The organism is Methylocystis rosea SV97, from assembly GCF_000372845.1.
Lineage (GTDB): Bacteria > Pseudomonadota > Alphaproteobacteria > Rhizobiales > Beijerinckiaceae > Methylocystis > Methylocystis rosea.
The window spans coordinates 976,548-985,818 of the sequence record NZ_KB889963.1; the positions used below are offsets into that span (position 1 = coordinate 976,548).

A 9,271-nucleotide genomic window follows, 5' to 3' on the forward strand; every position below is an offset into this window, starting at 1 on the left:
CTGCTCCTTTCGAATACGCCGCTAAATGCCGTGCGGATATAATGAAGCAAGCTCTGTTCCAAATGTCGGGGATCAACGACGGCGTGCGATGTTCTGTTCACAACAAATGTCGTGACTGTCGGCTTCCCTCACATAAGCGGCCGATGTGGGCTGCGCTCATCGATTGATCAAATCACAAGAAAACAATCGACTAGCAACAATTGCCGCACTGGCATGACGGTTGCTAACAGTTGAGCGCGAGTGAGGGCTGAACGCACGCCTACGTTACGCCGAGCGATGTGTTCCTTCCCTTAACCCGCGACCAGTTTCTGATGCATAGGAACTGCCCAGTAACTCTGGGTAGCTGTCGAAGGGCTCAAGAGGAGACAGACATGTCGTCACTACGGCAAATCGCATTTTATGGCAAAGGGGGCATCGGCAAGTCGACGACGTCCCAGAACACGCTCGCCGCTCTGGCTGAGATGGGTCATCGCATTTTGATCGTCGGCTGCGATCCGAAGGCTGACTCGACGCGCCTCATCCTGCACGCCAAGGCGCAGGACACCATCCTGAGCCTCGCCGCCAATGCAGGCAGCGTCGAGGATCTCGAAATCGAAGAAGTGATGAAGGTCGGCTATCTCAACATTCGTTGCGTCGAGTCGGGCGGACCGGAGCCTGGAGTTGGCTGCGCGGGCCGCGGCGTCATCACCTCGATCAACTTCCTCGAGGAAAACGGCGCGTACGAAGACATCGACTATGTGTCCTACGACGTGCTCGGCGACGTGGTCTGCGGCGGCTTCGCCATGCCGATCCGCGAGAACAAGGCGCAGGAAATCTACATCGTCATGTCCGGCGAGATGATGGCGATGTATGCCGGCAACAACATCTCCAAGGGCATTTTGAAATATGCCAATTCCGGCGGCGTGCGCTTGGGCGGTCTGGTCTGCAACGAGCGTCAGACCGACAAGGAGCTCGAGCTTGCGGAAGCTCTGGCGAAGAAGCTCGGCACGACGCTGATCTACTTCGTGCCGCGCGACAATATCGTGCAGCACGCGGAGCTGCGCCGCATGACGGTTCTGGAATATGCGCCGCAGTCCGAGCAGGCGAATCATTACCGCAATCTTGCGGTGAAGATCCACGCCAACCAGGGCAAGGGCATCATTCCGACGCCGATCACGATGGACGAGCTCGAAGACATGCTGATGGAGCACGGCATCATGAAGGCGGTCGATGAGAGCCAGATCGGCAAGACCGCAGCCGAACTCCAGGCGATCGCCTAACCCGTCAACGCATGAGCGTCGACCTCCCGCACGCGGGAGGTCGACGTTATGTTGTCAGCGGAGCGTGACGTGATGGTGCACGCCTTCCCCAATATCGAGAGCGGCGGCGCCGTATCCACGGCGACGGAGAACGGGCCAGGCGTTCGTGACGCTGAGAGCGCCTATCGCGAGCTGACTGGCGTTTTGCCCGAAGCGGCGAATATCGACGCCGATGCGCATTTCGACCGCCACGTTCTGGCGTCGATCCTCGCCTTAGCGTCGAGCGAGGGCGGAAGTCTCGCGGCGCAAGCCGGTCTGACGGACACTGAACTCGGTGATCTCTTTTCTCACTACTTCGCTGCGCGAAGCATCGAATCCTCCGGCGACCGCGAGACGAGTCTCGTCGACGCGGACGAAATAGAAATCGTGCGGGATCTCCTTCTCGAGAATCGCTCCAGCGATGGCGAATTAGGACGCTGGCTCGCCGCCATGATCGCGCGCCGCGCCATGGAACCCAACCATCTGTGGGAGGACCTCGGTCTTCGCGACAGATCCGAATTGACGCGGCTAATCGCGCGCCATTTCGCGCCGCTCGCCCGACGCAACGACAAGAACATGCGCTGGAAGCGGTTCATCTACCGCATGATGTGCGAGAACGACGGTTTCGTCATGTGCAGCACGCCCGTGTGCTCGAACTGCGCCGATTACGCGCTCTGCTATGGCGCGGAAACCGGGACGAGCCGCGTCGCATCGGCGGCGCAAGCGCCCGCGACGCCCGCCGAACAGACAGTGTAAGTTCATTCGAACAACTTTTGTCGAGTTTTCGACAATCTCACAATTTGCTGGTCGGACTGGCGGTTTTTGCCCGCACTGGGGATGGCATGTCGATTGCTTGATACAGGCATAGGCAAGTTCATCTCGGAGGCTCCAGTATGATCACGGTCTCGCAGGCAGCCGTCGCCGCGGTAAAGGATGCGATGGCGCGGGCCTCTCAACGAGAGGGTGGTCTGCGCATTCTGGTCAAGGAAGGCGGCTGCGCCGGCTACGAGTATGTCGTCGATCTCGATCCGCAGCAGAAAAACGACGACATCGTCGTCGAGGCGGACGGCATACGCGTGCTGATTGATCCGGCCTCGCGTCCGCGCCTTGAAGGCATGACGCTCGGCTTTCGCCAGGATCTCGCCGGATCCGGATTCACCTTTGAGAATCCCAACGCAAGCTCCACCTGCGGCTGTCAAAAATCCTTCAACTGAAGGAGAGCCCGGATGTGTGAAGCGTTTGTGCGGTTGTTCCTTGGTTGCATGGAAGCGGGCGCCTCGAGCGTTCGTATGAGTCGATGACGACATATGCGCCCCGAAAGAGTTCGCTTCCTCCCGTCGCTTCGCTGACGCAAAGAGCGCTGGATGTGGTGTTGAACGACACCACGCTTCGGGACGGCGAACAGGCCCCGGGCGTCGCTTTCACCTGCGAAGAAAAACTCGAAATCGCACGCGCCTTGGCGCGCGCCGGCGTTACTGAACTCGAGGCCGGAACGCCGGCGATGGGCGGCGTGGAGATCGCGATGATTCGAGCGATCGTCGACGTCCAATTGCCGTTGCGCGCGATCGCCTGGTGCCGGATGCGCGTCGAGGACGTCGATGCGGCGCTGGCGTCGGGCGTCTCCATGGTCAATCTCTCTGTGCCCGTCTCCGAGACTCAAATCAGAGCGAAATTGCGCGGCGGGCGCGCCCAGGCGCTGGAGATGACGCGGCGCGTCGTCGCTTACGCGCGCGACAAGGGTCTCGACGTCGCGGTCGGCGGCGAAGACTCTTCGCGGGCCGAACCCGAATTCCTGATGGAGACGATGGCGGTCGCGCAAGCCGCCGGCGCTCGCCGATTCCGGGTCGCCGATACGTTGAGCGTGCTTGATCCTTTCGCCGCGTTCGATCTGATCGCTAAACTGCGCGCGCAGAGCGATCTCGAAATCGAAATCCACTGTCACGACGATCTGGGCCTCGCCACCGCCAATACCCTGGCGGGCATCAAGGCAGGCGCGACGCATGCTTCGGTCACCGTGATGGGTCTCGGAGAGCGCGCCGGCAATGCGCCGCTCGAAGAAGTCGCGGTGGCGGCGCGTCAGTTGCACGGATATGAAACCGGCATTGTGCTCACCGAATTGCGGAACGTCGCGGCGCTCGTCTCCGCAGCGGCGCGCCGGCCGATCCCGCTCAACAAATCCATCGTCGGCGAGCACGTCTTCACACATGAATCCGGCATTCACGTCGACGGTCTGCTCAAGGACCCGCGTACCTATGAAGCCTTCGATCCGAGCATGCTCGGCCGCGCGCATGAGATCGTGATCGGCAAACATTCCGGTTCAGCGGCCGTCACCGCGATGCTGCGGCGACTGGATCTGTCGGTCAGCGTCGAGGAGCTCGGCGAGATCGTCTCCTGCGTGCGCGCACATGCGCTTGATCACAAGGGACCGGTCAGCGGCGAAGCCTTGACTTCGATCTGGCGCAATGTCTGCGCGAGCACTCATGCGAGAGGCATGTGAGCGTCATGCTCGAACGAGTCGCCACGATGACGAACCAGGCAGCGCAGCCCAAGGCAGCGACTGCGGCGCCTGCGCCGACGCGGTTGCAACTGATCCGCGAGGATCTGGCGTGCGTGGCGACGCGCGATCCCGCCGCCCGCGGACGTTTCGAGACGCTGCTGACATATCCCGGGCTGCACGCCGTCATCTGGCACCGCCTCGCCAATTGGCTGTGGATCAGTGATCATCGCTTCTGGGCGCGCCTGCTCTCCTGGTTCGCGCGCTTTCTGACCAATGTGGACATTCATCCCGGCGCGACGATTGGCCGACGCTTTTTTATCGACCATGGCGCCGGCGTCGTCATCGGCGAGACGGCGGTCGTCGGCGACGACGTGACGCTCTATCACGGCGTGACGCTCGGCGGCGTCTCCTGGTCGCCGGGCAAGCGCCATCCGACTCTCGAGGACGAAGTCATCGTCGGCGCCGGCGCAAAGATTCTCGGTCCGATCACGATCGGCCGCAATGCGCGTGTCGGCGCCAATTCCGTCGTGATCGAAAGTGTGATGCGCGACGCGACGGTGGTCGGAATCCCGGCGAAGATCGTGCACCGCGACGTCGGCCGTTGCACATTCGATGGCCGCATCAACCTCAATCACCATCTGATGCCGGATCCGGTCGGTGAGGCATTCTCGGTCCTGCTCGATCGCGTCGAGTTCTTGGAGACGCGCGTATCGCATCTGCAAAGGCGTCTGCGGGAACGACAATCGACCATCAAGGCCCCTGATGGCGCCGCGCCAAAGGCGGAGCCGGCGGAAATCACATGAAGGAGACCAAAATGTCGGAGCCCGCCGTTCTGGAGCAATTGAAAAAGGCGTCCTGCGCCGAAGAGTTCTTCTCGCTGCTTGGCGTCGAATATGATCCGAAAGTGGTCAATGTCGCGCGCCTGCATATTCTGCGGCGCATGGGACAATATCTCTTCAGCGAGGATCTAGCCGAGCTGGACGACGCGGCGGTGACTGAGCGCTGCAAGGATTTTTTGGAGCGCGCCTATCAAGACTTCCTGAAATCGACGCCGATCGACGAGCGCCTGTTCAAAGTTCACAAAGACGCCGTCAAGCCGGCGGCGCCGCCGTCATTGGTGCAGCTCAACGTTCTGAAGTGAACGCTTAAGGATCAACGGGGACAACTCGAATGCATATCGTCGTCTGCATGAAGCAAGTGCCCGACTCGGCGCAGATCCGCGTTCACCCGGTGACCAACACGATCATGCGCCAGGGCGTTCCGACGATCATCAATCCATATGATCTGTTCGCGATCGAAGAAGCGTTGCGGCTGCGCCAAAAATTCGGCGGCGCGGTCACCATCCTCACCATGGGTCCGCCTTCCGCCGAGGACAGTCTGCGCAAGGCGCTGACCTTTGGCGCCGATCGCGCGGTGCTGTTGACCGACCGCTTCTTCGCCGGCGCCGACACGCTCGCGACGACATATGCGCTGGCGACGGCGATCCGCAAGATCGGCGTGGAGTTTGGTCCGCCTCACGTCGTCTTCACCGGCAAGCAGACGATCGACGGCGACACCGCGCAGGTCGGCCCCGGCGTCGCCAAGCGGCTCGGGCTGATGCAGCTCACTTATGTCTCGCATATCGACAACGTCGACCTTGAGGCGGGAACGATCGACGTCGAGCGGCGCAGCGAAGGCGGCGTTCAGAAACTGCGCAGTAAGATGCCCTGCCTGATTTCCGTCCTCGAAGGCGTCAACGAGATGCGCATTGGTTCGCTGAGCGACGCGTTGGCGGCGGCGCGCGCGACGATCATCAAATGGAGCGCGCAGGACGCCGGCGTCGAGGACATCACCAAATGCGGACTGCGCGGTTCGCCGACGATCGTCAAGCGCGTCTTCGCGCCGAAGCCGCGTGCGGAAAAGGCCCAGTTCATTGAACTCGGCGACAAGCCGGGGGACGCCTTCGTCGACGAATTGTTCAAGCGCCGGCCGAAACTGGAATCCGAGCTCGAACAATTGACGCGCGGTTATTGATCTTGAAACAGGAGCGCGACACATGAACGATACGGCAAAGGCTCCTGCTGCGGCGGGGCGCGCGGCGGCGAAAAAAGAGCTGCCCGAACATCTCAAAGCCTACAAACACGTCTGGGTCTTCATCGAGCAGGAGCGGGGACAAGCGCACCCCGTGTCTTGGGAGCTCATGGGCGCGGGGCGGATTCTCGCCGATAAGCTCGGCGTCAATCTCGCCGCGGTCGTCGTCGGCGCGCGCAACGAGGCGACGCAGGCGGTCGTGCGCGAAAGCTTCAACTATGGCGCAGATCTCGCCTATCTTGTCGCGGACGACATCCTCACGGATTACCGCAATGAGAGCTACACCAAGGCGATGACCGATCTCGTCAACGCCTATCAGCCGGAAATCCTGCTGCTGGGCGCGACGATTTTGGGTCGCGATCTTGCCGGCTCGGTGGCGACGACGCTGCTGACCGGTCTCACCGCCGATTGTACGGAACTCGACGTCGATGCGGAAGGTTCGCTCGCCGCGACGCGTCCGACGTTTGGCGGCTCGCTGCTCTGCACGATCTTCACGCTGAACTATCGCCCGCAGATGGCGACCGTGCGCCCGCGCGTGATGCCGATGCCGGAGCGCGTCGAAAAGCCGATCGGCCGCGTGATCGAACATCCGCTCGGCCTTGTGGAAGACGACATTGTCACGAAAGTATTGTCGTTTCTGCCCGATCGCGATTCGACAAAGTCCAACCTGGCTTTCGCCGACGTGGTCGTCGCGGGCGGCCTCGGCCTCGGCTCTCCGGAAAACTTCCAGCTCATCCGTCAGCTGGCGAGCACGATCGGCGCGGAATTCGGCTGTTCGCGCCCGCTGGTGCAAAAGGGATGGGTCAGCTCTGACCGGCAAATCGGCCAGACTGGTAAGACCATCCGACCCAAGCTTTATATCGCCGCGGGCATTTCCGGCGCGATCCAGCATCGCGTCGGCGTCGAGGGCGCGGATTACATCGTCGCGATCAACACCGACAAGAATGCGCCAATCTTCGATTTCGCGCATGTTGGAATCGTCACCGACGCGGTACGGCTTTTGCCTGCACTCACGGAAGCGTTCTCGAAACGATTGTCTCCGCATCAGCGCGACCGTCTAGCGAGCTAGGGGAGATAGGCATGATCGAAGAAAGATTCGACGCGATCGTAGTTGGCGCCGGCATGGCCGGCAACGCCGCCGCCCTGACCCTGGCGCGCAAGGGCCTCAAAGTCCTGCAGTTGGAGCGCGGCGAATATTCCGGCTCCAAGAATGTGCAGGGCGCGATCCTCTATTCCGACATGCTCGAGAAGCTTGTCCCGGATTTCCGTGAGGACGCGCCGCTTGAGCGTCATCTCGTCGAGCAGCGCTTTTGGATGATGGACGACAACTCCCATACGGGACTCCATTATCGCTCGGACGAATTCAACGAGGAGCGTCCCAACCGCTACACGATCATCCGCGCGCAATTCGACAAATGGTTCTCCAAGAAGGTTCAGGAGGCCGGCGCGGTCGTGCTGTGCGAAACCACGGTCCTGGAGTTGCTGCAGGACGCCTATGGAAAAGTCATCGGCGTGCGCACGGACCGCAAGAACGGACAGGTCGGCGCTGATGTCGTCGTGCTGGCGGAAGGCGTGAGCGGGCTGCTCGGCACAAGAGCCGGCCTGCGCAAGACGCCCGACAAGAGTAATGTCGCTCTGGCGGTGAAGGAAATGCACTTCCTCCCGCAGGAAACTCTGGAAGCCCGCTTCAATCTGCGCGGCGACGAAGGCGCGGTCATCGAGGCGGTCGGCACCATCTCGCAAGGCATGACCGGGATGGGCTTCATTTACACCAACAAGGAGTCGATCTCGCTTGGCATCGGCTGTCTCGTCGCGGACTTCGAGAAAACGGGACAGACGCCGTACGGACTGTTGGAAAAGTTCAAGCAGCATCCATCGGTGGCGGCGCTCATCGCAGGCTCGGAAGTCAAGGAATACGCCGCGCATCTGATCCCCGAAGGCGGCTTCAAGGCGATCCCACAGCTTTATGGCGACGGCTGGGTCGTCGTTGGCGACGCCGCGCAGTTGAACAACGCCATACATCGCGAAGGCTCAAATCTGGCGATGACCTCCGGACGGATCGCCGCGGAAGCGATCTTCCAAATCAAATCGCGCCGCGATCCGATGACGAAGGAGAATCTGGCGCTCTACAAGAAGATGCTCGACGAGTCCTTCGTCATGAAGGATTTGAAGAAATATCGCGACATGCCGGATCTGCTTCACATTCAGGCGCAGAACTTCTTCCTGACCTATCCGCAGCTTGTCTCGAAGGCGATGACGAATTTCCTGCGCGTCGACGGCACGCCGAAGCGGGAAAAAGAGAAGACCACGTTCCGCTCCTTCCTGGCGGCGCGTTCGCTGACCGGACTGGTCGGCGACGCCTTTCGGCTGGCGCGCGCGTGGAGGTAGTTGGGCGCGATGCCCTCTAGCAACGGAGTAGGACAATGAGCGCAGAAGCAGCGGTCCGGGTGGAGGACAAGCTTTACCTCAATCGCTATCTCGTCGACGCCGGCCGCGCCCACATCAAGGTGCGTCCGCACACCACGCCTTCGCCGCAACTGCTCAGTCTGGTGAACGTCTGTCCGGCGCACTGCTATGAAATGAACTCGACCGGGCAAGTCGAGATCACGACCGACGGCTGCGTCGAATGCGGCACGTGCCGGATCATCGCCGAGCCGAGCGGCGACATCGAATGGAACTATCCGCGCGGCGGTTACGGCGTGCTGTTCAAATTCGGCTAAATCAATCGACGCCGATCAGCTGCGCAAGGCGAGCCGGGAATGAAATTCTACATGACGCCCGGATCCTGCTCCACGGGCATACACATCCTGCTCGAAGAGATCGGGCTGGTTTTCGAGGCTTATATCGTCAATCTGGTCAAGGGCGATCACCTCAAGCCGGACTATCTGGCGATCAACCCGAATGGGACGATTCCGACTCTGTTGCGCGACGACGGCGTCGCGCTGACAGATTTTTACTCCATCGCCCTATGGCTTGCGCAGACCTATCCGCGCCGCAAGCTCCTGCCGGAGAGCGCGGATGCGCGCGAGTCGGCGCTGGCCGCGATGCATTTTTGCGTTCAGCATATTCACGGCGAAGGCTTTCGACGCGTGTTCACGCCGGAGCGCTACGCCGGGCGGCAAGCCGACGTCGAGGCGATCAAGGCCGAAGGACGCGAAATCGTCGTGGCGGCGCTGATCGCGATCGATACGGAACTTGCGGGCAAGGACTATGTCGCCGGCGGCTTTTCGATCGCCGACGCGGCGCTGTTCTATGTGGAGTTTTGGGCCGACAAGACGGGCATGACGCTGCCGCGCAATTGCCAGGCGCATTACGCGCTTATGAAAACGCGCCCGGCCGTGCGTCAGGTGCTCGCTGAAGAAGGCTATCGCAGCTGATTCGAGGCGCGCGCTTCAGCCGATAGGCCGGATGAGAGGCGCGTAAGCGC

The 9,271-nt window shown here is 61.4% G+C and carries 11 protein-coding genes; all 11 read left to right on the forward strand.

Features of this window, described 5'->3' with window-relative positions; genetic code table 11:
• The first annotated feature begins 371 nt into the window (after nt 1-371).
• The 11 genes from nifH to A3OO_RS0105360 all read left to right on the forward strand — a co-directional run bounded on the left by nifH (nt 372) and on the right by A3OO_RS0105360 (nt 9,221).
• Nucleotides 372-1,259: a nitrogenase iron protein gene (gene nifH / locus A3OO_RS0105310; RefSeq protein WP_018406756.1), complete on the forward strand. Its 888-nt coding sequence runs from the start codon at nt 372-374 to the stop codon at nt 1,257-1,259.
• A gap of 72 nt (nt 1,260-1,331) precedes the next feature.
• Nucleotides 1,332-2,033, forward strand: coding sequence for a nitrogen fixation protein NifQ (locus A3OO_RS0105315; protein ID WP_018406796.1), 702 nt, complete (start codon nt 1,332-1,334; stop codon nt 2,031-2,033).
• 137 nt (nt 2,034-2,170) lie between these two features.
• Entirely contained in the window at nt 2,171-2,491 is a 321-nt protein-coding gene (locus A3OO_RS0105320; protein ID WP_018406797.1) for a HesB/IscA family protein, read from the forward strand.
• Nucleotides 2,492-2,574: 83 nt separating this feature from the next.
• Complete coding sequence (gene nifV / locus A3OO_RS0105325) at nt 2,575-3,774, forward strand: homocitrate synthase (protein ID WP_018406798.1); 1,200 nt, start codon at nt 2,575-2,577, stop codon at nt 3,772-3,774.
• A gap of 26 nt (nt 3,775-3,800) precedes the next feature.
• On the forward strand, nt 3,801-4,577 hold the full coding sequence (gene cysE / locus A3OO_RS0105330; RefSeq protein ID WP_051080380.1) for a serine O-acetyltransferase: 777 nt from the start codon (nt 3,801-3,803) through the stop codon (nt 4,575-4,577).
• Nucleotides 4,574-4,915 (forward strand): nitrogenase stabilizing/protective protein NifW, encoded by a 342-nt coding sequence (nifW, locus tag A3OO_RS0105335; RefSeq protein ID WP_018406800.1) that lies wholly within the window; start codon nt 4,574-4,576, stop codon nt 4,913-4,915. Before cysE ends, nifW begins: the two co-directional genes overlap by 4 nt.
• A 29-nt stretch (nt 4,916-4,944) precedes the next feature.
• Nucleotides 4,945-5,787: an electron transfer flavoprotein subunit beta/FixA family protein gene (locus A3OO_RS0105340; protein ID WP_018406801.1), complete on the forward strand. Its 843-nt coding sequence runs from the start codon at nt 4,945-4,947 to the stop codon at nt 5,785-5,787.
• A gap of 22 nt (nt 5,788-5,809) precedes the next feature.
• Nucleotides 5,810-6,913, forward strand: a complete 1,104-nt coding sequence (locus A3OO_RS0105345; protein WP_018406802.1) for an electron transfer flavoprotein subunit alpha/FixB family protein — start codon at nt 5,810-5,812, stop codon at nt 6,911-6,913.
• Nucleotides 6,914-6,924: 11 nt separating this feature from the next.
• Nucleotides 6,925-8,232 (forward strand): FAD-dependent oxidoreductase, encoded by a 1,308-nt coding sequence (locus tag A3OO_RS0105350; protein ID WP_018406803.1) that lies wholly within the window; start codon nt 6,925-6,927, stop codon nt 8,230-8,232.
• A gap of 35 nt (nt 8,233-8,267) precedes the next feature.
• Nucleotides 8,268-8,564, forward strand: coding sequence for a ferredoxin family protein (locus A3OO_RS0105355; protein ID WP_018406804.1), 297 nt, complete (start codon nt 8,268-8,270; stop codon nt 8,562-8,564).
• Between the two features lie 39 nt (nt 8,565-8,603).
• Nucleotides 8,604-9,221, forward strand: coding sequence for a glutathione S-transferase family protein (locus A3OO_RS0105360; protein ID WP_018406805.1), 618 nt, complete (start codon nt 8,604-8,606; stop codon nt 9,219-9,221).
• The last annotated feature ends 50 nt before the right edge of the window (nt 9,222-9,271 follow it).